This is a genomic window from Vagococcus fessus (assembly GCF_003987565.1).
GTDB lineage: Bacteria > Bacillota > Bacilli > Lactobacillales > Vagococcaceae > Vagococcus_D > Vagococcus_D fessus.
Map to the genome: position 1 here is coordinate 24,671 of NZ_NGJY01000001.1, position 25,540 is coordinate 50,210.

General features: G+C 35.6%; 23 protein-coding genes and 1 tRNA gene. 19 read left to right on the plus strand and 5 right to left on the minus strand.

Annotated features, from left to right (window positions below; genetic code table 11):
• Positions 1–135: 135 nt before the first annotated feature.
• The 11 genes from CBF31_RS00180 (at position 136) to whiA (ending at position 12,484) form a co-directional block, all read left to right on the plus strand.
• Positions 136–849, plus strand: coding sequence for a YebC/PmpR family DNA-binding transcriptional regulator (locus CBF31_RS00180; RefSeq protein WP_126829767.1), 714 nt, complete (start codon positions 136–138; stop codon positions 847–849).
• Positions 850–1,046: 197 nt separating this feature from the next.
• Positions 1,047–1,559: a CDP-diacylglycerol--serine O-phosphatidyltransferase gene (pssA, locus tag CBF31_RS00185; protein WP_126829769.1), complete on the plus strand. Its 513-nt coding sequence runs from the start codon at positions 1,047–1,049 to the stop codon at positions 1,557–1,559.
• 11 nt (positions 1,560–1,570) lie between these two features.
• Entirely contained in the window at positions 1,571–2,350 is a 780-nt protein-coding gene (gene asd / locus CBF31_RS00190; protein WP_245977912.1) for an archaetidylserine decarboxylase, read from the plus strand.
• A gap of 4 nt (positions 2,351–2,354) precedes the next feature.
• Positions 2,355–2,846, plus strand: coding sequence for a DedA family protein (locus tag CBF31_RS00195; RefSeq protein ID WP_126829773.1), 492 nt, complete (start codon positions 2,355–2,357; stop codon positions 2,844–2,846).
• Between the two features lie 104 nt (positions 2,847–2,950).
• Entirely contained in the window at positions 2,951–4,168 is a 1,218-nt protein-coding gene (locus tag CBF31_RS00200) for a M20 metallopeptidase family protein (protein WP_126829775.1), read from the plus strand.
• A gap of 118 nt (positions 4,169–4,286) precedes the next feature.
• Positions 4,287–4,640: a thioredoxin family protein gene (locus CBF31_RS00205; protein ID WP_126829777.1), complete on the plus strand. Its 354-nt coding sequence runs from the start codon at positions 4,287–4,289 to the stop codon at positions 4,638–4,640.
• A gap of 62 nt (positions 4,641–4,702) precedes the next feature.
• Complete coding sequence (gene uvrB, locus CBF31_RS00210; protein WP_126829779.1) at positions 4,703–6,709, plus strand: excinuclease ABC subunit UvrB; 2,007 nt, start codon at positions 4,703–4,705, stop codon at positions 6,707–6,709.
• Positions 6,710–6,722: 13 nt separating this feature from the next.
• Entirely contained in the window at positions 6,723–9,542 is a 2,820-nt protein-coding gene (gene uvrA / locus CBF31_RS00215) for an excinuclease ABC subunit UvrA (protein ID WP_126829781.1), read from the plus strand.
• A 110-nt stretch (positions 9,543–9,652) separates the two neighbouring features.
• Positions 9,653–10,537 carry an RNase adapter RapZ gene (gene rapZ, locus CBF31_RS00220; protein ID WP_126829783.1) on the plus strand — a complete coding sequence of 295 codons (885 nt, stop codon included), beginning with the start codon at positions 9,653–9,655 and terminating at the stop codon, positions 10,535–10,537.
• Positions 10,534–11,514, plus strand: coding sequence for a gluconeogenesis factor YvcK family protein (locus tag CBF31_RS00225; RefSeq protein ID WP_126829785.1), 981 nt, complete (start codon positions 10,534–10,536; stop codon positions 11,512–11,514). Before rapZ ends, CBF31_RS00225 begins: the two co-directional genes overlap by 4 nt.
• 34 nt (positions 11,515–11,548) lie before the next feature.
• Positions 11,549–12,484, plus strand: a complete 936-nt coding sequence (whiA, locus tag CBF31_RS00230; protein ID WP_126829787.1) for a DNA-binding protein WhiA — start codon at positions 11,549–11,551, stop codon at positions 12,482–12,484.
• A gap of 33 nt (positions 12,485–12,517) precedes the next feature.
• Here whiA and CBF31_RS00235 read toward each other — a convergent pair whose 3' ends face one another.
• Positions 12,518–13,039, minus strand: a complete 522-nt coding sequence (locus tag CBF31_RS00235; RefSeq protein ID WP_126829789.1) for a thioredoxin domain-containing protein — start codon at positions 13,037–13,039, stop codon at positions 12,518–12,520.
• A 62-nt stretch (positions 13,040–13,101) separates the two neighbouring features.
• Positions 13,102–13,683: an ATP-dependent Clp endopeptidase proteolytic subunit ClpP gene (clpP, locus tag CBF31_RS00240; RefSeq protein WP_126829791.1), complete on the minus strand. Its 582-nt coding sequence runs from the start codon at positions 13,681–13,683 to the stop codon at positions 13,102–13,104.
• 263 nt (positions 13,684–13,946) lie between these two features.
• Here clpP and CBF31_RS00245 point away from each other — a divergent pair, with 263 nt between their 5' ends.
• Positions 13,947–14,945: a hypothetical protein gene (locus CBF31_RS00245; protein ID WP_126829793.1), complete on the plus strand. Its 999-nt coding sequence runs from the start codon at positions 13,947–13,949 to the stop codon at positions 14,943–14,945.
• Positions 14,946–15,011: 66 nt separating this feature from the next.
• Positions 15,012–16,688: a M20/M25/M40 family metallo-hydrolase gene (locus tag CBF31_RS00250; RefSeq protein WP_126831151.1), complete on the plus strand. Its 1,677-nt coding sequence runs from the start codon at positions 15,012–15,014 to the stop codon at positions 16,686–16,688.
• Between the two features lie 50 nt (positions 16,689–16,738).
• Here the strand turns inward: CBF31_RS00250 and CBF31_RS00255 are convergent, their stop codons facing one another.
• The 3 genes from CBF31_RS00255 to CBF31_RS00265 form a co-directional block, all read right to left on the minus strand.
• Positions 16,739–17,179, minus strand: a complete 441-nt coding sequence (locus tag CBF31_RS00255) for a hypothetical protein (RefSeq protein WP_126829796.1) — start codon at positions 17,177–17,179, stop codon at positions 16,739–16,741.
• 126 nt (positions 17,180–17,305) lie between these two features.
• The gene (locus CBF31_RS00260) at positions 17,306–17,701 is read right to left on the minus strand and encodes a hypothetical protein (protein WP_126829799.1); all 396 of its coding nucleotides are present in this window, start codon (positions 17,699–17,701) and stop codon (positions 17,306–17,308) included.
• Positions 17,702–17,918: 217 nt separating this feature from the next.
• Positions 17,919–17,990, minus strand: a tRNA-Arg gene (locus tag CBF31_RS00265).
• Between the two features lie 95 nt (positions 17,991–18,085).
• Here CBF31_RS00265 and rpoN point away from each other — a divergent pair.
• The 6 genes from rpoN to gpmI all read left to right on the plus strand — a co-directional run bounded on the left by rpoN (position 18,086) and on the right by gpmI (position 25,419).
• Positions 18,086–19,417 (plus strand): RNA polymerase factor sigma-54, encoded by a 1,332-nt coding sequence (gene rpoN, locus CBF31_RS00270; protein WP_126829801.1) that lies wholly within the window; start codon positions 18,086–18,088, stop codon positions 19,415–19,417.
• Between the two features lie 248 nt (positions 19,418–19,665).
• Positions 19,666–20,703 carry a sugar-binding transcriptional regulator gene (locus CBF31_RS00275; protein ID WP_126829803.1) on the plus strand — a complete coding sequence of 346 codons (1,038 nt, stop codon included), beginning with the start codon at positions 19,666–19,668 and terminating at the stop codon, positions 20,701–20,703.
• 40 nt (positions 20,704–20,743) lie between these two features.
• A complete protein-coding gene (gene gap / locus CBF31_RS00280) occupies positions 20,744–21,748 on the plus strand; it encodes a type I glyceraldehyde-3-phosphate dehydrogenase (RefSeq protein ID WP_126829805.1) in 1,005 nt (334 codons plus the stop codon).
• A gap of 104 nt (positions 21,749–21,852) precedes the next feature.
• Complete coding sequence (locus CBF31_RS00285) at positions 21,853–23,052, plus strand: phosphoglycerate kinase (RefSeq protein WP_126829807.1); 1,200 nt, start codon at positions 21,853–21,855, stop codon at positions 23,050–23,052.
• 80 nt (positions 23,053–23,132) lie between these two features.
• A complete protein-coding gene (gene tpiA, locus CBF31_RS00290; protein ID WP_126829809.1) occupies positions 23,133–23,888 on the plus strand; it encodes a triose-phosphate isomerase in 756 nt (251 codons plus the stop codon).
• A 1-nt stretch (position 23,889) separates the two neighbouring features.
• Positions 23,890–25,419, plus strand: coding sequence for a 2,3-bisphosphoglycerate-independent phosphoglycerate mutase (gene gpmI, locus CBF31_RS00295; protein WP_126829811.1), 1,530 nt, complete (start codon positions 23,890–23,892; stop codon positions 25,417–25,419).
• The last annotated feature ends 121 nt before the right edge of the window (positions 25,420–25,540 follow it).

The following is a 25,540-nucleotide window of genomic DNA, read 5'->3' on the forward strand; positions in this document are numbered from 1 at the left end:
AAATGAAAAATAACATATTTAAAGAGAATTTCTTTTATGTCGTTCAGAATAAAATATAAATAATCCTTAACAAATAGCGGAATACTTAGTATAATGAACAAGTATAAAAATTGAACTAGGAAAGAGATGAATATAATGGGTCGTAAGTGGGAAAATATTAAAGAAAAAAAAGCTGGAAAAGATTCAGCTAATAGTAAGATATATGCAAAATTTGGCGTAGAGATTTACGTTGCTGCAAAACAAGGGGAACCAGATCCGGCTCTAAACCAAAAGTTACAGTCAGTTATTGATCGTGCTAAAACATACAATGTGCCAAAACACGTTATTGATCGTGCTATCGATAAAGCGAAAGGTTCAAGTGATGAAACATTCTCAGAGTTACGTTATGAAGGTTTCGGACCAAACGGCTCAATGATTATTGTTGATGCTCTTACAAACAATGCTAACCGTACAGCATCAGATGTTCGTGCAGCGTATGGTAAAAATGGCGGTAACATGGGTGTGAGTGGTGCGGTTGCTTACATGTTTGATAATACAGCAGTTTTCGCTTACGAAGGTGATAATGCAGATGAAATGTTTGAAACGTTATTAGAAGCAGACATCGAAGTACGCGACGTTATGGCAGAAGCAGGTCAAGTTATCATTTATGCTGAACCAGAAGATTTCAATAATGTTCGTAACGCTTTACAAGAAAATGGCGTAAAAGAATTTACAGTAGCTGAATTAGAAATGTTAGCTCAAAATGAAGTTAGTCTTGAAGGTGAAGATTTAGAAAAATTTGAAAAATTAATCGATGTGTTAGAAGATTTAGACGATGTTCAAAAAGTTCACCACAATGTAGAGTTATAATAGTAAGGAAAAAAGATCGTTTACGGTCTTTTTTTTTATAAATATCAATCTATTATTAAAGTTTAGCTAAAATAAAATGTAAATAGCAAAAATAATCAGTTATATGATATAGTTTATAGGAATACTTTTTGGCAGAGGCTTGTTTAATAGAGTCAGCTAGTAAGTAGATTTATATTAAAGGGTTTGGAGAGGATAACATGAAACAATTACCCAACATACTGACTTTGTTAAACTTAACAAGTGGGTTACTATCGATTATATTTACAATGGAAGGTAATTTAGACCTAGCGGCTGTATTTATTTTACTAGGAGCATCTTTTGATGCTGTTGATGGTAGAGCAGCAAGACGAGTTGGTAATTCATCAGATTTTGGTAAGGAATTAGATTCATTAGCGGATATCGTGACTTTCGGGACAGCACCAATGATTATGTTATTGACGACAGCAGGTCATCCATTAGTCAAATTATTTGTAGCTATTATTTATTTAAGTTGCGCAGCGATCCGTTTAGCAAGGTTTAATTCAGAACAAAGTAAGCTGAAAGTATTTATTGGTTTACCAGTTCCAGGAGCAGCCTTATTGAGTTTGTTGGCCTATTTTGAAGTCAATCGTTTATTAGTTTACTATATTATCGTTATTGCTTTAGGCATTTTAATGGTGAGTAATTTAAGATTACCTAATTTTAAAAATATAGAACCGGATGAGGAGTAAGTAGTTTGTTGATGTTAAAAAAAATAGTTTATAAAAGTTGGACCTCTGTTTTAAAGATGTCATTTTTTGCGAAATGTGCGGATAAGTTAACCGGTTCGAAATGGAGTTCTAAATTAATTCCATGGTATATTAAGCATTATCAAGTTTCTGAGACCACAATTAATCGTCCTCTTGCAGAGTACAACTCGCTACAAGATTTTTTTACACGTAAAATGGATTTATCTAGTATCGAATTTAAACAAAAGGATAATTTATATATAAGTCCAGTAGAAGCAAAGGTTAAAGATTTCGGAGAAATTACTCCGGATAAGAAATTTTTTATTAAAGACAATTACTATTCTTTAATAGAGCTATTAGGCGATGATACATTGGACACTAGCAATAGCCATTTTATTATTTTATATTTGAGTCCTAAAAATTATCATCGTTTTCATGCACCTATTACTGGACAATATAGCATGTTACGTAAGTTGGGTAAAAGTTCGTATCCTGTAAATGATGCAGCTACAACGTATATTGACGGATTGTTTACCAAAAATCATCGTGGTGTTTATCAGATGAATGATGATTTCTATGTACCTGTAGGAGCTTTGAATATAAATTCGATTCAAGAAACGTTTGAAAACGGAATGACCTTAGCTGCAGGAGAAGAACTAGGCTACTTTAATTTTGGTTCGACTGTTGTTCTTTTCTTTATGAATAAAACAATAGAGTGGTCAAAGGATATTGAAAAAGAAAAGTCTATTAATTTAGGAGACGACATAGCAACAATTATCTTTGATAGGGGGTAATAGCGTGGTATCGGAAAAGTTTGAATTTTACATCATTAATTATGGTTACATCACCATTTTTTTATCCTTGATTCTTGGGTTAGTCGGCTTACCGATACCTGATGAAGTGTTGATGAGTATTATTGGTTATTACTCTAACACAGATAAGATAAATTTTGCTATGGCGTTGTGTGTTGCTGTAATTGGGACTGTTCTTGGTATGACATTAAGCTATTTTATTGGGAGATATATTGGGGGAAAGGCTTTAACCGGTTTGTTTAAATGGTTAGGTATTAAGCAAAGTAAATTTGATAAGATAGAACGGTGGATGGATAAATACGGATTCTTAACAATTATCATGGGGTTTTTCATCCCAGGTTTTCGCCATATGACGTTTTATTTTTGTGGAATGACACGCTACTCTTTAAAAAAATATTTAACAGTAGGTATTATAGCAGCCTTTATATGGACCTTATTTTATCTGATTATAGGAAGGTTTGTTGGTGTATTACGTTAAAAAGGAGCATTGAAATTTAATATTTCGATGCTCTTTTTTTAATCTCAACTATATTTTTTTATTTTATGAGCGTATAATAAAAGAATATAAAAGGAGAGATTGCTATGATTGAAAAATTGAAAGATAATATTTTAAAAGAAGCTTTAGAAATGAAAGACGAGATAATCGCCAATCGCCGTGTGTTACACGAAAATCCTGAAACAGAATTTAATTTAAAAGATACCGTTAATTTTGTAGAAACAAAATTAAGTGAGATGGGTTATGAACCACAAAAATGTGGAAAATCTGGGATAACTGCTTTAGTTGGACCTGATACAGGAAAAGTATTTTTACTTCGTGGAGACATGGACGCTCTACCGATTGTAGAAGAAACAGAATTAGAGTTTAAATCAACAAATGAGTTTATGCATGCGTGTGGCCATGATTTTCATACGACTATGTTACTTGCGGCAGCTAAGATTTTAAAAAATCACGAATCTGAATTACCAGGACAAGTTAAATTAATGTTCCAACCTGCAGAAGAAATTCTAGAGGGTGCGAAAGACATGATAGCAGATGGGCTTTTAGAAAATCCAAAAGTAGATGCGGGACTTATGATTCACGTAGCTCCTGGTGTACCTGCTGATAATGGGACAGTTGTGATCTCACAACCAGGTATTACACAGTCATCAGCAGATTGGTTTGAGATTAAAATTAAAGGACAAGGTGGGCATGGTTCAATGCCTCATAATGCAGTTGATCCAATTACAGCAGCCTGTCACGTCCATACAGCGTTACATGAAATTCATAGTCGTGAATTACCAGCAGATGCTATGGTTGTTTTGACAGTAGGAGAAATTCATGGTGGGAATACGTCAAATGTTATCCCTGAAAATGTCGTGATGAAAGGTACTCTGCGTACTTTAGATTTAGATGTCCGTGAGCAAGTGAAAAAACGTATGGAAGAGATTACCCAACATGTTGCAGCAGCCTTTAGATGTGAAGGGGAATGTGTCTTTACAAACGGTTGTCCGACATTAGTAAGTGATAGCAGTGTTATTGAGCCGATTGCGAAACACTTAGCTGATTTTATTGGAAAAGATAAAGCGTTTAATTTAGCTGATATGCCAGGGATGTCTGCCAATATGGGATCAGAAGACTTTGCCTATGTCAGTCAACAAATTCCGGTATTAATGCTAGGGTTATGTGCAGCAGATGCAAGAGTCTCACACCCGTATCCTGTTCATCACCCTAAACTTGTTTTATCAGAAGATGCTTTGCCATATGGTGCAGCAGCATATGCCGCAAGTGCGATTGCTTGGTTAACAGAAAATACTAAATAAAAAAGTAAAACGATTGAGGACTAGTTCTCAATCGTTTTTTTGTAGGCTAACTTCTGTTCAATAAAAAATAAGTAGTCTAAAATAGAGAGTATAGAGAAATCAATAGGGGGAATAGAAGATGAAAAAACTAACAACAATAGAAGAGGTTCAAAAAAATATAGAAGAAAATAACTTAGCGTTCATTTATATAGGGCAAGAAAACTGCAGTGTTTGTCATGGCTTAAAACCACAAGTTGAAACTATAATGGAAAAATATGAAGGTGTGAGCTTGGTTGAATTAGATGCTTTAGAAGTACCAGAGGTAGCAGAGGTTTTTAATGTTTTAACAGTTCCTGTCATGATGTTATTCGTTGAAGGTAGAGAGTATCTAAGAAAAGCACGAATGATTAATACCCGTGATTTTAGTCAAGAAGTTGATAAAATCATAAGGGGTTATCAAGAAATGTTAGCAGGTGAAAGTGATTCACAATAGCGAAAGTATGTTCGGTATGTTAAAATAGAGACAATGAGTAAGAACAGGCAAGGGGGATTTTAATGATAGAACGTGACGACCAAAAGCAGTTTGATTTAGTTTCAAAATATGAGCCAGCAGGGGACCAACCGGAAGCGATTAAGCAGTTAGTAGACGGTTTAAATAGTGGGAAGAAAGAACAAATTCTACTAGGGGCGACAGGAACAGGTAAAACTTTTACAATTTCTAATGTGATTAAAGAAGTGAATAAGCCGACCCTTGTTTTAGCACATAATAAAACATTAGCAGGACAGCTATATAGTGAGTTAAAAGAATTTTTTCCTAATAATGCGGTTGAGTATTTTGTCAGTTACTATGATTATTATCAACCTGAAGCGTATGTTCCGTCTAGTGATACCTATATTGAAAAAGATGCCAGTATAAATGATGAGATTGATAAACTACGACATTCCGCTACTAGTTCATTATTAGAACGTAACGATGTTATTGTGGTGGCTTCAGTATCATGTATTTATGGCTTAGGAAATCCTAATGAATACCAAGATCAAGTTTTTTCGATTCGAGAAGGAATGGAAATGGACCGTGCCCAATTAATAGAAGGGCTTGTTAATATTCAGTTCGAACGTAATGACATTGATTTTCAGCGTGGTCGTTTTAGAGTTCGCGGTGATGTTGTTGAAGTTTTTCCGGCTTCTAGGGATGAACATGCTATGCGAATTGAGTTCTTTGGAGATGAAGTTGAACGTATTCGTGAAGTCGATGCTTTAACAGGTGAGATTGTTGGCGAAAGAGAACATGTTGCCATATTCCCAGCTAAACATTTCGTAACTAACGAAGAGCAGATGGAAGTAGCAATTGAAGCGATTCAAAAAGAATTAGAGGGTCGTTTGACTGAGCTAAGAGAAAATGATGAGTTAATCGAAGCACAGCGGTTAGAGCAACGTACAAATTATGACATAGAGATGATGCGTGAGATGGGGTATTGCTCAGGGATTGAAAACTATTCAAGGTTTATGGACGGCAGACAGCCAGGTGAAGCACCTTATACCTTATTAGACTTCTTCCCAGATGATTTCTTAATTGTTGCAGATGAATCACATGTGTCGCTTCCGCAAATCCGTGGGATGTACAATGGGGATAGAGCACGTAAGCAAATGCTTGTCGATTATGGTTTCCGTTTACCAAGTGCGTTAGATAATAGACCTTTAAAATTAGAGGAATTTGAAGAGCATGTTAATCAAATCATATACGTGTCTGCGACACCAGGACCATATGAACAAGAACGAACAGACCGCATCATTCAACAAATTATACGTCCAACAGGCTTGCTTGATCCGATTGTTGAAGTTCGCCCAATTATGGGACAGATTGATGATTTAGTCGGTGAAATTAATGAGCGTATCGAGAAAAATGAACGCGTCTTTATCACAACGTTAACTAAGAAAATGTCAGAAGATTTAACAGATTATCTGAAAGAAATTGGAATTAAAGTCAAGTATCTTCATAGTGACATTAAGACGATGGAACGAACAGAAATTATTCGTGATTTACGTTTAGGAGAATTTGATGTTCTTGTGGGGATAAACTTACTTCGTGAAGGAATTGATGTTCCAGAAGTATCCTTAGTTGCGATATTAGATGCGGATAAAGAAGGATTCTTACGTAGTGAGCGTTCTCTTGTTCAGACAATTGGACGTGCGGCTCGTAACTCAGAAGGTAAAGTTATTTTATATGCAGATAAGATTACAGATTCTATGGAAAAAGCGATGTCGGAAACAGCTCGTCGCCGTGGCATCCAAGAAGCTTATAATAAAGAGCATGGTATTGTTCCGAAAACAATTATCAAAGAAATTCGTGACTTAATTAGTATTTCTAAACCAGCCGACAAGAATGGTAAGGGTGGTAAGATTAGTGTATCAGAGCAATACGATGAGTTATCCAAGAAAGAAAAAGCTGATGTTATTATGAAGCTTGAACATGAGATGAGAGAAGCTGCTAAGAGTCTTGACTTTGAACGAGCAGCAACGTTACGAGATACCGTACTCGAACTAAAAGCGGGAAACAAGTAGTGGAGGTTAGATTGTGGCAAATGACAAAATAGTAATTCGTGGAGCACGTGCTCATAACTTAAAAAATGTGGATGTAACTATTCCACGTGATAAATTTGTAGTTGTAACAGGATTATCAGGTTCTGGAAAGAGTTCGTTAGCATTTGATACGTTATATGCTGAAGGACAACGTCGTTATGTTGAGAGTTTATCAGCATATGCGAGACAGTTTTTAGGACAAATGGATAAACCGGATGTAGATAGTATTGAAGGATTAAGTCCAGCTATTTCGATTGACCAAAAAACAACAAGTAAAAACCCTCGTTCTACAGTAGGGACTGTGACAGAAATTAATGATTATTTACGTTTGCTCTTTGCACGTGTCGGTCATCCGATATGTCCAAATGATGGTACAGAAATATCAAGCCAGTCTGTTGAACAGATGGTGGATAGAGTATTAGAGTTACCCGAGCGAACAAAAATTCAAATTTTAGCACCGTTAGTAAAAGGAAAAAAAGGACAGCATAAAAAAGTATTTGAAACTGTCAAACGTGAAGGATACGTTCGTGTTAGAATTGATGGCGAATTATACGATATAACAGAAGTACCTGAGCTTGAAAAAAATAAAAAACATGACATTGAGATAGTTGTTGACCGTATTGTAGTTAAAGAGGGCATTCGCTCACGTTTATTCGATTCTTTTGAAGCGTCATTACGTTTAGCAGAAGGGTATGCTTTAGTTGATGTTATAGGTCAAGAAGAACTGTTATTTAGTGAACACTACGCTTGCCCGCATTGTGGCTTTACGGTAGGTGAGCTTGAGCCTAGATTATTCTCTTTTAATGCGCCGTACGGAGCGTGTTCTGACTGTGATGGATTAGGTATGAAACTAGAGGTAGATGAGGATTTGGTTGTTCCTGACCAAGGGTTAAGCTTGAGTGAAGGGGCGATTACGCCTTGGAATCCAGTGACGTCTAATTATTACCCACAGATGTTAGAGCAAGCATGTAAACAATTTGAAATTGATATGACTGTACCGTATGAAACGTTAACTAAAGATCAAAAGAATTTATTACTAAATGGTTCAGATGGTAAGACCTTCCATTTTCACTATGAAAATGATTTTGGTGGCGTAAGAGATGTAGAAGTACCATTTGAAGGGATTTTGAAAAATATTAAACGTCGTTTCCATGAAACGAATAGTGATTATGTTCGTGAACAAATGAGAACGTATATGACAGAATTACCATGTACCTCATGTAAAGGGAACCGTTTAAATCCTCAAGCTCTTTCTATAAAAATAGAAGGCAAGCATATTGGTGAAATTAGTAAGTATTCAATTTCAAATGCTTTAGCATTTTTCAAGAATTTGGAATTAAATGAGCAAGAAACAGCGATAGCTAAACCCATCCTAAAAGAAGTGAGAGACCGTTTGAGTTTCTTGGAAAATGTAGGGCTTAATTACTTAACGTTAAGTCGTGCTTCAGGTACATTATCAGGTGGGGAAGCGCAACGTATTCGTCTAGCGACTCAAATTGGGTCTAATTTATCTGGTGTCCTTTACATCTTAGATGAACCTTCAATTGGTTTACACCAACGAGATAATGATCGATTAATAGAATCATTGAAAAAAATGCGTGATTTGGGGAATACTTTAATTGTTGTCGAACATGATGAAGACACGATGCGTGCTGCTGATTATTTAATCGATATCGGACCAGGAGCAGGAGCTAGAGGTGGAGAAATTGTTTCTGCTGGAACACCAGAAGAAGTTGAAAAAGACCCTAACTCACTAACAGGACAATACTTATCAGGTAAGAAGAAAATTTTAGTTCCTAAAGAGCGACGTAAAGGAAATGGCGAAAAATTAAAAATTACAGGTGCATCAGAAAACAATCTTAAAAACGTATCCGTTGAGTTTCCATTAGGTAAATTCGTCGCAGTGACAGGCGTTTCAGGTTCTGGGAAAAGTACACTGGTCAATCAGATATTGAAGAAAGCGTTGGCGCAAAAGATTAACCGTAATTCAGCTAAGCCTGGCAAATTCAAAAAAATGACAGGGTATGAGTCAGTCGATAAAATGATCAGCATTGATCAAAGTCCGATTGGCCGTACGCCGCGTAGTAATCCAGCAACTTATACAAGTGTGTTTGATGATATCCGTGATTTATTTGCTCAAACGACAGAAGCTAAGGTTCGCGGTTATAAGAAAGGCCGTTTTAGTTTCAATGTTAAAGGTGGACGTTGTGAAGCCTGCCGTGGTGACGGTATTATTAAAATAGAGATGCACTTTTTACCTGATGTGTATGTACCATGCGAAGTGTGTCATGGTAAACGTTATAACTCTGAAACATTAGAGGTAACATACAAAGGTAAAAATATTTCAGATATACTAGATATGACGTGTGACGATGCAGTTGAGTTCTTTGAACATATTCCTAAAATTAATAGAAAAATTCAAACGATAGTAGATGTAGGATTAGGTTATGTTACATTAGGCCAACCTGCTACGACATTATCAGGTGGGGAAGCGCAGCGTATGAAACTTGCGAGTGAGCTTCATAAACGTTCAACAGGTAATAGTTTCTATATTTTAGATGAGCCGACAACAGGATTACACACTGATGATATCGCGAGATTATTAGAAGTGTTGAATAGACTTGCAGATGCGGGTAACACGGTATTAGTTATTGAGCATAATTTAGACGTAATAAAAACAGCAGATCATCTGATTGACTTAGGTCCAGAAGGTGGCGATGGTGGTGGAACAATCCTTGCAACTGGAACACCAGAAAAAATTGCCAAGGTTGAAGAAAGTTATACAGGTCATTATTTAAAAGCAGTATTAGATTAAGAGGGTGGGTTCTTATTATAAGAACCCCTCTTTTTTTGATAGGGCAATAGATTGAGTCGATACGCCCGGTATGATATAATTGTCTAGATAAAGAAAAGGGAGATGGTCAAATGGTTGAGAGTTTACAGTTAGTCATCATTACTGGTATGAGTGGAGCAGGTAAAACTGTGGCTATGCAAAGTTTTGAGGATATGGGCTTTTTCTGTATCGACAACTTACCACCACGTTTAATACCTAAATTTTGGGAGTTAATTAAGGAATCAGGAAAAGTAACAAAAATTGCTTTAGTTATTGATTTACGTTCACGTGCGTTTTTTGAAGAAATTCAAGATATGTTAGTCGAAATTGAAAATACAAAAATGGTTGATACAAGTGTTATCTTCTTAGATTCGACAGATGAGGAGTTAGTTTCTCGTTATAAAGAAACACGACGTACACATCCCCTTGCGATGGACGGACTTGTTACAGAAGGTATCCGTAAAGAAAGAGGCTTGTTAGAGGAAATTAAAGGTGATGCTCAACTTGTTATTGATACGACTGACCTTAGTCCACGCCAATTAAGAGAAATGTTAATTAAAGAGTATAAAACTACAGAAACAAAAATGTTTCGTGTTGAAATGGTGTCATTTGGTTTCAAATATGGACTTCCAATTGATGCGGATATCGTAATGGATGTTCGTTTCTTACCGAATCCACATTATATTGATGAACTTCGTCCGCAAACTGGGATGGATCAACCGGTTTATGACTATGTCATGAGCTTCCCTGAAACAGAAGAATTTTATACTAAATTTTATGATTTAGTAAGCAGTATTTTACCGGGCTATAAAAAAGAAGGTAAAACTAGTTTAACGATTGCTATTGGCTGTACAGGAGGACAACATCGTTCGGTTGCTTTAACTGAAAGAGTAGGGAAAGCTTTAGCTGTTGACTATCCTGTTAATACAACTCACCGTGATAAAGATAAACGCAAAGAGTCGGTGAACCGCTCATGAAAACCTATCGTATAAGAAAACCTAAGATTGTTGTTATCGGGGGTGGGACAGGCCTACCGGTTATATTGAAAGGATTACGTGATGAAAGTGCGGATATTACAGCAGTCGTAACAGTTGCTGATGATGGAGGCAGTAGTGGTTCACTTCGTTCTACTATAAATGTGGCACCACCAGGGGACCTAAGAAATGTTTTAGTGTCGCTTTCTGACATGCCAAAATTATATGAAGATTTGTTCCAATATCGTTTTAATAAAGAAGATAAATTTTTAGCTAATCATTCGTTAGGAAATTTAATTATAGTCGCTCTTGCTGAAATGAAAGGCAGTAGTTATGAAGCTATCCAACTGCTGTCGACAATTATGCATATTGAAGGAGCGGTCTATCCTGCATCGGAAGAACCTTTGACATTACATGCGGTTTTTGAAGATGGGACAGAAGAGTCTGGAGAATCTAAAATTACGAAACATCGTAAAAAAATTGATCATGTGTATGTAACAAATACCAATAATCCAGAAGAACCACAAGCAGCTCGAAAAGTGATTAAAGCTATCGAAGAAGCTGATATGATTATTTTAGGGCCTGGAAGTTTATATACAAGTATTCTTCCTAATATTATGATTAAAGATATAGGAGATGCCTTAGCGAATGCAAAAGGTGAAGTTGTATATATTTGTAATATTATGACTCAAAAAGGTGAAACGGAACATTTTTCTGATGCTGATCATGTGAAGGTATTACACGAACATCTGGATCGACAATTTATTGATACTGTTTTAGTTAATATTGAGAATGTACCTGAAGATTATATGGATCCTGAGATTTATGATGAATATTTGGTACAAGTTAGTCATGATTTCCAAGGATTACGAGAAGAAGGCTGTCGTGTAATCTCTACTGATTTCTTAAAATTACGTGATGGTGGTGTCTTCCATGACCGTGACAAAGTAGTAGATGAAGTGTTTAGATTGTTATATTAGTAGACTATGTAAAATGAGGAAATGAGGTAGCAACGTGTCATATGCAGCAGACGTAAAAAAAGAATTAACGACACTTGAAGTTCATAAAGAACACGCAAAAGCTGAGTTGGCTGCGATTATCAGAATGAATGGGGCGTTGACTTTATCAAATCGCCACTTTGTTTTAAATGTTCAAACTGAAAATGCTGCTACGGCTAGACGAATTTATTCGTTATTAAAAGAGCATTATGATGTTCAGAGTGAATTATTAGTTCGTCGTAAAATGAAATTGAAGAAAAATAATATCTATATTGTTCGATTAAAACAAGATACAGAGCGTATTTTGAATGATTTAGAGATTGTAGAGAATTCAATGTTCACTGATACGGTATCTCCTAGTATTATGGGGAATGCTCAAAAGATGCGTTCCTATTTACGTGGCGCATTTTTAGCAGGAGGTTCAGTTAATAATCCTGAGACAAGTCGCTATCATCTTGAAATTTATTCGTTATATGAGCAACATAGTAAGGATATCTGTGAGATGATGGTTTATTATGATTTAAATGCGAGAACACTTGAACGTCGCAATGGGTATATTACCTATTTAAAAGGTGCGGAAGATATTGCTGATTTTTTAACTTTAATTGGGGCAACAACCAGTATGCTTAAATTTGAAGATATTCGCATTGTTAGAGATATGAGAAATTCAGTTAATCGTATGGTTAACTGTGAAACAGCCAATCTTAGTAAAACGATTAATGCAGCTCAAAAACAGATTGATAACATTGAGTATATAGATCAGACAGTTGGTTTGAATCATTTACCGCAAAAATTACAAGAGATAGCAGAATTACGTTTGGAACATCCAGAAATTAGTTTGAAAGAACTAGGGGAGATGGTACCTTCAGGAGCTATTTCAAAATCAGGCATAAATCATCGTATTCGTAAATTAAATGAGTATGCAGAAAAATTAAGAGAAAATAAGCTATAAAATAAAAAGCTTAGCCCGGCGAGGCTAAGCTTTTTATTTGTCTAATAAATCAAGTAAATCTTCAAGAGAGATACTTTGATCGAAGATATAATTATTGATAACCATTGTTGGGACGAATGGAATATTCGCCGCGGTTGCTTCTTGTTGGATGGTTGAACTAAAGTTTTTACGATAATCTTCTTCTAATTTCAATTCATTTTTGGCGTAGTTACTGATAGCGTCGAATGTTTCTAAGTTACCCCAAATATCTTGCGTATTGTATATGCTAGTAAGTTGTTCTATAGCAAGTGGGCCATCAGTCTTTGAAATAAAACGATGCATGATATTCCCTTTGTCTAGTCCTGGTTTATCTTTGTCATAAAGTTTAATACAACGTTGTAATTTACCTTCTAAAACAAGCTTCATTAATAGTGTATTTGTATCTTCATGCCATTTTTTGCAAAAAGGACAGCGTACATTAATGAGTTCAATGAGTTTAATCGGTGCTGTATCTTGTCCTACTACAATCCCTGTAGTATGGTTTAAAAATGTTGCATTCATACTTGATGTATCCATGTGTCACATCCTTTAATTTAGTGAGAAAAAAACAACTTAGAAAATTCTAAGTTGTTTTTTGATTAACGGTTAACCATTACATCATCAATTAAGCCATATTCTTTCGCTTGTTCTGCTGACATAAAGTTATCACGATCAGTATCTTGGGCAATCTTTTCAATAGGTTGTCCTGTTCGTTCTGCTAAAATCGCATTTAAACGCTCACGTGTATTTAGAATGTGGCGAGCCGCAATTTCAATCTCAGTTGCTTGACCTTGTGCGCCTCCTAGAGGTTGGTGAATCATAATCTCTGCATTTGGAAGAGCAAAACGTTTTCCTTTAGCACCAGCAGTTAATAAGAAACTACCCATAGATGCAGCCATACCAAGTACAATAGTTTGAACATCTGCTTTAACGAAATTCATTGTGTCGTAAATAGCTAAACCGGCAGATACACTTCCACCTGGTGAATTGATATAAAGGTAGATATCTTTTTCAGAATCTTGTGCATCTAAGAAAAGTAGTTGTGCAATAACGGCATTAGCAACGTTATCATCAATACCACCACTTAGCATAATGATTCTATCTTTTAATAATCTTGAATAAATGTCATAAGAACGTTCACCACGAGATGATTGTTCAATGACTGTTGGAATTAAATTCATGTGTTTTCCTCCTACTTAATCGTTCTCTAAACTCTTATTTATTCTAACATAAAGCCCGAAACTTGACCACATTTATACTTTTATGCAATAATTAATATTACATTAATATATATTTTGTTATAAAAAGTTTCATATAACGAACCTTTGATAAAAAATGTAATATAAACGTAATAAATATAGTTTTAATGTAATGAATTGTGTTAAAATGTTCATAAGAAGGTCGGATAATAAAATAGCTTATAAGCAAAAATGGAGGTTCTGATATGCGTTACTTTAAAATAATAGTTAACCGTGTGTTGTTTTTTGTGTTTTTTATGAGTACATTTACCATCGCTAAAAGTTTAATGACTGATTCTGGTTTGTTTTCAAATAAAGCAGCTATAATTATGTTAGTAACGTCTCTAGTGGGGATAATCAATACAATTAATCCATTTGTTATTGGTAAAGTAACAAATACTAGGTTGAGACCTTCAAATGCTATTTTGCTTCTTATCGCTATTATTACTTTGGCAACGACAGGTGAGTTAACCAAAATGGCAAGTAGTGTGGAAAGAAAAATAACTGGGCAAACACCTAAGTTAGAAAAAGAGATTGCGGAAGAAGTAAAGAAAGAAACAGAAACGAAGACCGAGAAAACAAAGGTTGTGACTGATACTTCGAAAGAAGTGGGGCACAAGAAGCCTATCGATGAAAAGAAACAGAAAAAAGAACTTTATCAATTATTGTCAAAAAAAATAGATAATTTAGAAAAAGATGATGTTAATGGGCACTTGAGATACTCAAGCTCATATTTAGAAGATAACCATCGTTCTAATCAGGTATATCCGTATTTAGTTACATCAAGACGAGATGATATGGAAGATTTAACTATGAATTTATGGATTAGATATTCATATGCAGGTGAAGATGCACTGGACCTACAAAAATTTACAATCCAAACGGATACGATGGAGTATACGATGGATGCGTATGATGTTAGGGTTGATCGTGATCTAGGGTTACCTAAAGAAATTGATGAGACAGAAGAAACGAAACCTGAAGCAGATGGTTCGACTTGGGAATGGGTAGAATTTTCACCTAATTCAGACAAACTCGAAATGTTGAGAGATATGGCGAGTTCTAAACATGTCAGTTTACATTACAAAGGTAGAGAAGGTTCTGAAAGTCGGGAATTAAAAGAAGTAGAATTAGTTGCGTTAAGGCAAGTTTTACAAGTATATGATATATTCTTGGTTGCTAACACACCAGAAGATACTAAATAAAGCACTTTATAAGCTAGGTTATCCTAGTTTATAAGGTGTTTTTTCTAAGGAGAGGAAGTTGTTGTGATGTATCAAAATTTATGGGAGCAAACGTCTATTGCTAAAAGAATTGAAGAATTAACAATAGAATTAACTGAAGTTTTAAGTGTGACAGAGACAAAAGGGGAAATTGAAGTAAGTAAAAAAGTGTATGAACTTTTGAACAGGCTACCTTATTACCAAGAAAATCCTGAAAATCTTTACATTCAAGATATTCCGACAGATAAATTTGGTCGAAAAAATGTTATAGCTATTGTAAAAGGAAAGTCGACTTCAAATAAAGCAGTAGCTTTGTTAGGACATACAGATACTGTTGGAATCTCTGATTATGGTAATTTAGCATCATTATGTACTACTCCATATGAATTGACTGAAAAAATGGCTGAAATCAAAGATAATTTACCTCAATCGGTTCAAATAGATATTGAAGCTAAAGACGAAGATTATTTGTTTGGCAGAGGTATTTTTGATATGAAGAGTGGTAATGCAGTTATAATGGCTTTAATTGAAGCTATCACTATGGATGTTGAAAATTTTGATGGTAATCTTATTTATATGGCAGTATGCGATGAAGAAACAAATTCTACAGGGATGTTTGCGGCAGTGCCGGAATTAAACAAACTCGCTAAGCTAAATGAATGGGATATACAAGGATTAATTGATACAGATTATATGACGAATGACTATGAAGGTGATGATTCTAAATATATTTATATAGGTACAGTAGGAAAGTTAATGCCTTCATTCTATGTTGTGGGGAGTGAAACACATGTAGGTGAATCTTTTAATGGCTTAGATCCAAATCAGATTGTAGCAGAATTAACTAGAGAAATTAATTTAAATCCTGCCTATTGTGATATAGCAGAAGGGCAGGTGACGTTACCTCCTGTTACACTGAAACAACGTGATTTGAAACCAGAGTATTCAGTTCAGATTGCCAAAACGGCAACGGTATTCTTTAACTATGCCACGCATTGTAGCACACCTGATCAAGTATTGGAGAAGATGTTAGCTGCTGCGGAAAAGTGCATGGATGAAGTGTTAGAAACTTTATCAGAGCGCTATGAAATGTTTTGCAATCTATCTAACATAGAGAATCAAGGGTTACCATGGAAGACAAAAGTTATATCATATGATGATTTAATTAAAGAAGTTCGATTAGAGATTGGCGAGGTTGAATTTGAAGAGGTTAGGAGAAAAATTGAAGGTGACCTTTTGAAAGAGAAAAACTTAGATGAACGTGATTTTTCATTAGCGATGGTTGAAAAGATTCATACTTTATGGTCTTATCGAGATCCTGTTATTGTTGTTTACTTTACACCTCCTTATTACCCTCATATTTTGGTTGAAGGGAAAAATAAAAAAGAGAAAAACATGTTGAAAGCTGTTGAAAAAGCAATGGCAGAAACAGTAACGGATTACCCATTAGTATTAAAAAAGTTTTTTCCGTATATTGCAGATATAAGTTTTGCTTCGGCTCCTCAAGATGCGAATGTAGTAGAAAATCTCAAAGGAAATATGCCTGGTTTTGGATCGAAATATATAATGCCGATTGAAGAGATGCAGAAATTAAATGTCCCTGTATTGGATATAGGTCCATTTGGGAAAGATGCTCACAAATATACTGAACGTGTAGAAACAAATTATTCATTTAATGTAACACCCGAGGTTGTTTACAGAACAATTATAGAATTGTTAAAGTAATGAAAAAACTCTTAAGAAAAAGTCTTCTAGGACCATTCTTAAGAGTTTTTTTATTGATTGATAGTAAATTGGAGTGTGTTATCGTATATATAAACTTCTTTTTTCATTTTAGAGCCATCATTTGTTTTCCAATAATAAATAAGACATTCTACTTTTTCGCCATTAGTAAGTTTTTCTAGTAAGATAGTGCAATTGTCAGTTATATTGGACAACTCATCAATAGTCTGATTATCTTGTTTACTAAAAGCGTCTTGCTTTTGTGATTCAAGTAGGTCTATCGCTTTATTCAACTTTTTAGTTAGTTTTTTTGGTTCTGTAATTTCTTTAGAGGGTTTTCCAAGGTTTTGGATAATATCACTTTTATTCTCAAAAGAATTAATAGTTTGTATTTTGTCCTCAGATAAGTAAATTTTTTTTTCAGTAGGAATTATCCCACAGCCAGTTAGAAATAATACAAAACTTAAACTCAATACTAAAAATAATTTGTTCATGTTAATCTCCCCAAGTCATAAAATTGTTTTATAGTTACTATTCATACTTATCCATGATAGCATATTTAACGTTTAAATATATGAACTTTTTTCGAAAAATAAAAAACCTAAAGCGAAGTTTAGGTTTTAGTCTAAAGAGCCAGCAGATAAGCCATCGATTGATGAGATGCGTAAAGCAAATGCAGCTAGGCTTGTTTTATTGCCACTAGCTAACGATTTGATTGTGACATCTTCTAAATATAAGTAAGTAGGTTCGATTGTAAAAATTTCTTCAACTGAAAGTTCTTCTTTAGCATCTTTTGTACGGATGTTAATGCTTGCTGCAGCGATATCAAATAGAGGGTTACTGTTGTCTGAATCTTTATCTGCTACTAGTTTTGGATCATCGTCTGGAACAACAAATCCTGAAATAATAGTTTCTCCAACAAAAAATAACGGTTTGTTATTACCTAATTGTTTTTTACACATACTTGATGTTAAATGAGCCATGTGATGTGTATAATCATTATCTTTATAAATCATATTATTATCCGTCCTTCCGTCTTTCTGTGTTAATTATAACTTGTTGAGTAAAACTAAACAATAAATCGAAAAAAAAGACCTAAATAATACCTGTTTAACGAAAGTAGTAAGTTGAGAGTAAAAGTAGGGGAAATGCTAACTTTGTGTTAAAATAACATTATGAAACATAAAAAACTAGCCGGCATGAGTCGACTAGTTTTTACTATTATAATAAAAATACACCCTAAGGGAATCGAACCCCTGTCTCAAGAACCGGAATCTTGTGTGATATCCACTACACTAAGGGTGCAAGTACAGTGACCATTTTAGCGAATATTAAATGAAATAGCAAGGATTTATAGAGAACAAGAATCACGTATATTAATTTACTGAAAGGAGATCAGTATGAAATTATCACAAGGGATGACCCAAAAACAATCTCAAACTCAAAAAATGGCTATGACTCAGCAAATGCAACAATCCATTCAAATGTTGCAATATAATTCGGATGAACTTCAACATTTTTTAGAAAATAAAGCGTTAGAAAACCCGTTAATTGACGTGGTAGTTGAGGGAGATTTTTATGAACAGCCGATAAAGACATCTTCTAAGGTATCAAATCAAACAGAGGAAACAAATTATTTGAATCAAATTCCAGACAACACGCTTTCTTTATTTGAGTCATTATTAGAGCAAATACATTTGAATTATCGAGATACTCCAATTAGACAGACAATGATCTATTTAGCAGAGTTTATTGATGTAAATGGATATTTGATGATAGATTTAAATGACGTTGCAAGCGCAACTGGAGTCTCGTATATTCAAGTTGTAGATGCATTGACCTTGTTACAACAATTGGATCCACCAGGAATAGCAGCTAGAAGCTTGCAGGAGTGTTTATTGTTACAAATAGAAAGAGATAATGAAGCTCCGAACTTGGCTTATCTAGTGATTGAAGAAGAGTTTGAAAATTTTGCTAATCGTAAATGGCAAATTATTGCAAAAAAATACGAGGTGAGTTTAGCCGCTATCCAGGAAATCTACGATTTTGTTCAGTTATTAAGTCCTAACCCAGGCGCTGCATATGGTGAAACTATCCAACAATACATTCGACCAGATCTGATTGTAAAAAAAATAGAAGATGGGTTAGAAGTCAGTTCAACGCGTACTGCTTTCCCTATAGTTAATTTTCAACAACAGTATTTTGACAGAATGAAGCAAACGGGTGACCAAGAGGTTAATACCTACCTAAAAGAAAAAAAAGCAGAGTTTGAATGGATAAAAAAAAGTGTTGCTCAACGTGGAGATACTATTTTAAAAGTGGGGATAGAGATTGTAAATCGCCAAAGGGACTTTTTCTTAGAAGAAGGCAAACGATTAAAACCGCTAATGTTAAAAGAAATCGCGCAAGCGCTGAATGTGCACGAATCTACAATTAGTCGGTCTGTAAATGGCAAATATTTAGAGACATCTTTTGGAATTTTTGAATTACGTTCATTCTTCACAACAGGATTAAATGATCAAAGAGGTGGAGAGGATGTATCTGCTTCAGATGCGAAAATGTTGATTGATCAATTGATAAAAAACGAAAATAAAGCTAAGCCATTATCAGACCAGAAATTAGTTGACCTTTTAAGAGAAGAAGGAATAGAAATTTCTAGGAGAACAGTGGCAAAGTATCGTGATGCATTAGGTATTGCCTCATCAAGTAAACGTAAACGGTTTGATGATTAAAGAATTTTAGGTTGTTTTTACTTTTAAGTAACAACCGATTATTTCACAAAGAATAATATAGAACGACAAGTCTGAATAAGGCTTGTTGTTTTTTCTTGCTAAAAATTAAAAAGGGTGTTAAACTATATGTGTAAGTTAGTTGAGAGCGAATTATTAAACAAATGATTCGATTTCGCCCTTTTTTTTAAAGTTGATGGGTCGCTGAATGACACACTGGGTCGTTTTAAGTCCCATGAAGGAGTATAGTAATGGAAAACCAACTAGAATTAATTGAAGCAATTGCCCCGGATACGATGCAAGTCGTACAAGAACGGTATCTTGTTTTAAAGAATATCGATTGGATGGCTCCTGTTGGCAGAAGAACCTTAGCTTTGAAATTAGGTTTAACAGAACGTGTATTACGGACTGAAACAGACTTACTTAAAAACTTAGGTCTTATTGATGCCTCTAAGAGTGGCATGACGATTACCCCGAAAGGTAAAAGCGTGATGTTAGGATTAGAATCGCTAATGGGCCAATATTCAGGAATGAAACAAAAAGAACGACAAGTTGCAGATTACTTTGGCATTGAAAAATGTGTGATTGTTGCTGGTAACAGTGATGAAGAAGACAAGGTGCTAGCAAGTTTTGGTTTGATGGTTTCAGAGTCACTTCGAACGATACTGCCAGATAAAGAGAATGTCATTGCCGTTATGGGTGGCACAACGATGGCAGCAGTTGCAGAAAACATGACCGTCCTGGATCATAAACTTAGTAACAATATTTTCGTGCCAGCGCGCGGAGGGATTGGAGAGTCGGTTGGTATTCAAGCGAACTCAGTCAGTTCTACGATGGCTGCTAAAACAGGTGGCACATCACGACCGCTTTACGTACCAGAACGGGTAAGTAAAGAAACGTATCAATCACTTTTACAAGAACCATTTGTTCAACAAGTATTAGGATTGATTGATGAATCAACGTGTGTGATTCATAGTATAGGTCGAGCGTTACACATGGCCGAAAGAAGAGGCATGTCTGAAGAAGAATTTGTGATGTTAAAAGAATCTGGAGCAGTTGGGGAGTCATTTGGCTATTTCTTCGATAAAGAAGGAAAAGTTGTTTATAAGATTCCACGTATCGGCTTACAACTAGATGATTTGGAAAAAGTTCCTTATATTCTAGCAGTTGCAGGTGGCGCTAAAAAATCCCGTGCGATAAAAGCTTATATGAAACATGCACCGAAACAAACATGGCTCATTACAGATGAAAGTGCCGCAAATGAGATTTTAAAAGAGGAAACTCTTTAAAATAAAAATAATTTTGATTTTCATAAGGAGGAAATCTCACATGACAGTAACAGTAGGGATTAATGGATTTGGACGTATCGGACGCTTAGCTTTCCGTCGTATCCAAGAAGTAGAAGGTATTGAAGTAGTAGCAATCAACGATTTAACAGACGCTAAACAATTAGCTCACTTATTAAAATATGATACAACTCAAGGCCGTTTCAACGGTGAAGTTGAAGTTAAAGAAGATCATTTCTTAGTTAACGGAAAAGAAGTTAAAACATTAGCTAATGCTAACCCAGCAGAATTACCATGGGGCGAGCTAGGTGTTGATATCGTTTTAGAATGTACTGGATTCTTTACTTCTAAAGAAAAAGCTGAAGCTCACTTACAAGGTGGAGCTAAACGTGTTGTTATCTCAGCACCAGGCGGAAACGACGTACCAACAGTAGTATTCAATACTAACCACGACATCTTAACAGGTGAAGAAACAGTTATCTCAGGTGCTTCATGTACTACTAACTGTTTAGCTCCTATGGCTGACGTTTTAAACAAAGAATTTGGTGTTGTTGAAGGTTTAATGACAACTATCCACGCTTACACAGGTGACCAAAATACTTTAGATGCTCCTCACAAAGGCGGAGACTTACGTCGTGCCCGTGCAGCAGCTGAAAACATCATTCCTAACACAACTGGTGCTGCTAAAGCTATCGGCTTAGTAATCCCAGAATTAAACGGTAAATTAGACGGAGCAGCTCAACGTGTTCCTGTAGCAACTGGTTCATTAACTGAATTAGTAACTATCTTAGACAAAAAAGTAACAGTTGAGGAAGTTAATGCAGCTATGAAAGCAGCAGCTAACGAATCTTACGGTTACACAGCTGACCCAATCGTTTCTTCAGATATCGTAGGTATGACTTACGGATCATTATTCGACGAAACACAAACTAAAGTTATGTCTGTTGGCGATCAACAATTAGTTAAAACTGTTGCTTGGTATGATAACGAAATGTCATACACTGCTCAATTAGTTCGTACTTTAGAATACTTTGCTAAATTAGGTTAATTAACTGTTCTAACGAATTGTAATTAATTTACTACATAAGGCGGGGAAGCATCGCGCTTCCTCGCTTTTTTATTTCAATGATAGACATGAGGAGGAAAACAACTATGGCAAAATTAACTGTTAAAGATTTAGCCTTAAAAGGTAAAAAAGTTTTAGTTCGTGTGGACTTCAACGTACCTTTAAAAGATGGCGTAATCACAAATGATAACCGTATTTCAGCAGCACTTCCAACAATCCAACACATCACTACTGAGGGTGGGAAAGCAATTTTATTCTCACATTTAGGTCGTGTTAAAGAAGAAGCTGACAAAGAAGGTAAATCACTTGCACCAGTTGCGAAAGCATTATCTGATAAATTAGGTAAAGAAGTTGTTTTCGTACCAGGCGTAACTCGTGGAGAAGCTTTAGAAACTGCAATCAACAACTTACCAGAAGGTGGCGTTTTATTAGTTGAAAACACACGTTTTGAAGACGTTGATGGTAAAAAAGAATCTAAAAATGATTCTGAATTAGGAAAATACTGGGCTTCTTTAGGCGATGACATCTTTGTCAATGACGCTTTCGGAACAGCTCACCGTGCTCACGCTTCAAACGTTGGTATTTCATCAAACGTTTCTCAAGCAGCAGCAGGTTTCTTAATGGAAAATGAAATCAAATTTATCAAAGAAGCTGTTGAAGCGCCAGTTCGCCCATTCGTAGCGATCTTAGGTGGTTCAAAAGTATCAGATAAAATTGGTGTTATTGAAAACTTAATCGAAAAAGCTGATAAAGTTATCGTTGGTGGAGGAATGACTTATACATTCTTCGCTGCTAAAGGTATCGAAATTGGTGATTCATTAGTTGAATTAGATAAAGTAGAATTAGCTAAAACATTAATCGAAAAAGCTGGCGATAAATTAGTATTACCAGTAGATTCAATCGAAGCTAACGCGTTTGCTGGCTACACTGAAGTTAAAGCAACTGAAGGTGAAGCTGTAGACAAAGGATTCTTAGGCTTAGATATCGGTCCTAAATCTATCGAATTGTTTGAAAAAACAATCGAAGGTGCTAAAACTGTTGTTTGGAATGGTCCTATGGGCGTATTCGAAAACGAAGATTTTGCTAAAGGAACAATCTCAGTTATGGATGCTATTGCAGCTCAAGAAGGTGCAACATCAATCATCGGTGGAGGAGATTCAGCAGCTGCTGCAATCAACTTAGGCCGTGCTGATAAATTCTCATGGATTTCAACTGGTGGCGGAGCTTCTCTAGAATTATTAGAAGGTAAAGAATTACCAGGTTTAACTGCGTTAACTGAAAAGTAAACGACACTAAATAATAGACCATTGTCCTATAAGTTATCTTAACTTTTAGGGCTATGGCTATATAAAGGGAGATCATATAAATGCGTAAACCAATTATTGCCGGAAACTGGAAAATGAACAAAACTGCTTCAGAAGCAATTGCTTTCGTTGAAGCTGTTAAAAATAACATCCCTGCTAACTCAGCAGTAGATTCAGTAGTAGGATCACCTGCTTTATTCTTACAAAGTTTAGCTGAAGCAGCTAAAGGAACTGAATTAAAAGTTTCAGCTCAAAACTGCTACTTCGAAAATGCTGGTGCATTCACTGGTGAAAACTCACCTGCAGCAATTGCTGATTTAGGTGTACAATATGTTATTATCGGACATTCAGAACGTCGTGAGTACTTCCACGAAACTGATGAAGATATCAACAAAAAAGCTAAAGCTATCATTGCTAACGGCATGACTCCAATCGTATGTTGTGGTGAAACATTAGAACAACGTGAAGCTGGCGAAACAGCTGCATGGATTAAAGGTCAAGTTGAAAATGGATTAGATGGTTTAACTAACGAGCAAGTCGCTAACTTAGTTGTAGCTTACGAACCAATCTGGGCTATCGGTACTGGTAAATCATCATCAGCTGCTGATGCAAACGAAACATGTGGCGTTGTTCGTGAAACAATTGCTAATAAATTTGGTCAAGAAGTTGCCGATAAAGTACGTATTCAATACGGCGGTAGCGTAAAACCTGAAAACATTAAAGAGTACATGGCTGAAGAACATATTGATGGAGCTTTAGTAGGTGGAGCAGCTTTAGAAGCTGATTCATTCTTAGCTTTATTGGAGGCTGTAAAATAGTATGAGTAAAGCACCTGTAGCAATCATCATTCTTGATGGTTTTGGTCTACGTGACGAAACTGTCGGAAATGCTGTGGCACAAGCCAACAAACCAAACTTCGACCGTTACTGGAATGAGTTTCCAACTAGCTCGCTTAAAGCTGCTGGTTTAGACGTAGGTCTTCCAGAAGGCCAAATGGGTAACTCTGAAGTAGGTCATTCAAATATTGGGGCTGGACGTATTGTTTATCAAAGCTTAACAAGAATTGATAAATCAATCGCTGACGGAGAATTCCCTGAAAATGAAGCATTAGTTAATGCTATGGATCATGCTATTAAAAATGATTCTGCACTTCATTTATTCGGGTTATTATCTGACGGTGGTGTTCACAGTCACCAAAATCACCTTTATGCTTTACTTGAAACAGCTAAAGCAAAAGGTGTTAAGAAAACATACGTACACGCATTCTTAGATGGCCGTGACGTTGCGCCAACATCTGGTTTAGATTTCATGAAAGCATTAGTTGCTAAAATGGAAGAATTAAACTATGGTGAAATTGCAACTGTATCAGGTCGTTTCTATGCAATGGACCGTGACAAACGTTGGGAACGTGTTGAAAAAGCATACAACGCTTTAGTATTAGGTGAAGGTAATCAAGCAACTGATCCAGTAGCTGCTATCGAAGCTTCATACGCTGAAGGCGTTAATGACGAATTCTTCATTCCGACTGTTATTGTTAAAGACGGAGAGCCTGTAGCGAAAGTTAGCGATAATGATGCTGTTATCTTCTTTAACTTCCGTCCTGACCGTGCGATCCAATTATCAAATGCATTTACTGACGTTGAATGGGATAACTTTGAACGTAAAAATCATTTAGCAAACATCAAGTTTGTAACAATGACATTATACAATCCAAGTATTGTAGCAGAAGTTGCTTACCCTCCAATGGAAATGAAAAATGTTATTGGTGAAGTCTTGTCTAACAATGGCTTAAAACAATTACGTATTGCTGAAACTGAAAAATACCCTCACGTTACTTTCTTTATGAATGGTGGACGTAATGAGGAATTTGAAGGAGAAAGCCGTACACTAATCAACTCACCTAAAGTTGAAACATACGATTTAAAACCTGAGATGAGTGCTTATGAAGTAACGGATTCATTAGTTGCTGATATCGAAAACGATAAATTCGATGCTATCATCTTAAACTTCGCTAACCCTGATATGGTTGGTCACTCTGGTATGTTAGAGCCGACTATTAAAGCTATTGAAGCGGTTGATGAAAACTTAGGTCGTGTTGTAGATGGTATCTTAGCTAAAGATGGTTATGCGATTATCTTCGCTGACCACGGTAACTCTGAAACAATGTCAACACCAGAAGGTAATCCACATACTGCACATACAACTGTGCCAGTTCCTGTGATTGTTACTAAAAAAGGTGTTGAATTACGTACAGACGGACGTTTAGCTGACGTAGCACCAACAATGTTAGATTTATTAGGCGTTGAAAAACCAGCTGAAATGACTGGTGAATCATTAATTAAAAAATAAACTTGAAAACACTTGAAAATAACAGTGAAAAATTGCAAGTTTAGTAAAAAAAGCTTATGATAGAGTAGTAAACTATGTTGGAGTAAGTCTGACTTATTCCAATTTAGATATAAATTTAAAA

Coding starts and splice junctions, on each gene's coding strand:
- CBF31_RS00225 (WP_126829785.1), top strand. CDS start 10,534: ATGAAAACCTATCGTATAAGAAAACCTAAGATTGTTGTTATCGGGGGT.
- CBF31_RS00255 (WP_126829796.1), bottom strand. CDS start 17,179: ATGAACAAATTATTTTTAGTATTGAGTTTAAGTTTTGTATTATTTCTA.
- CBF31_RS00245 (WP_126829793.1), top strand. CDS start 13,947: ATGCGTTACTTTAAAATAATAGTTAACCGTGTGTTGTTTTTTGTGTTT.
- CBF31_RS00200 (WP_126829775.1), top strand. CDS start 2,951: ATGATTGAAAAATTGAAAGATAATATTTTAAAAGAAGCTTTAGAAATG.
- rpoN (WP_126829801.1), top strand. CDS start 18,086: ATGAAATTATCACAAGGGATGACCCAAAAACAATCTCAAACTCAAAAA.
- pssA (WP_126829769.1), top strand. CDS start 1,047: ATGAAACAATTACCCAACATACTGACTTTGTTAAACTTAACAAGTGGG.
- rapZ (WP_126829783.1), top strand. CDS start 9,653: ATGGTTGAGAGTTTACAGTTAGTCATCATTACTGGTATGAGTGGAGCA.
- asd (WP_245977912.1), top strand. CDS start 1,571: ATGTTAAAAAAAATAGTTTATAAAAGTTGGACCTCTGTTTTAAAGATG.
- clpP (WP_126829791.1), bottom strand. CDS start 13,683: ATGAATTTAATTCCAACAGTCATTGAACAATCATCTCGTGGTGAACGT.
- uvrB (WP_126829779.1), top strand. CDS start 4,703: ATGATAGAACGTGACGACCAAAAGCAGTTTGATTTAGTTTCAAAATAT.
- CBF31_RS00180 (WP_126829767.1), top strand. CDS start 136: ATGGGTCGTAAGTGGGAAAATATTAAAGAAAAAAAAGCTGGAAAAGAT.
- CBF31_RS00235 (WP_126829789.1), bottom strand. CDS start 13,039: ATGGATACATCAAGTATGAATGCAACATTTTTAAACCATACTACAGGG.
- CBF31_RS00285 (WP_126829807.1), top strand. CDS start 21,853: ATGGCAAAATTAACTGTTAAAGATTTAGCCTTAAAAGGTAAAAAAGTT.
- gap (WP_126829805.1), top strand. CDS start 20,744: ATGACAGTAACAGTAGGGATTAATGGATTTGGACGTATCGGACGCTTA.
- CBF31_RS00250 (WP_126831151.1), top strand. CDS start 15,012: ATGTATCAAAATTTATGGGAGCAAACGTCTATTGCTAAAAGAATTGAA.
- gpmI (WP_126829811.1), top strand. CDS start 23,890: ATGAGTAAAGCACCTGTAGCAATCATCATTCTTGATGGTTTTGGTCTA.
- tpiA (WP_126829809.1), top strand. CDS start 23,133: ATGCGTAAACCAATTATTGCCGGAAACTGGAAAATGAACAAAACTGCT.
- CBF31_RS00275 (WP_126829803.1), top strand. CDS start 19,666: ATGGAAAACCAACTAGAATTAATTGAAGCAATTGCCCCGGATACGATG.
- CBF31_RS00260 (WP_126829799.1), bottom strand. CDS start 17,701: ATGATTTATAAAGATAATGATTATACACATCACATGGCTCATTTAACA.
- CBF31_RS00205 (WP_126829777.1), top strand. CDS start 4,287: ATGAAAAAACTAACAACAATAGAAGAGGTTCAAAAAAATATAGAAGAA.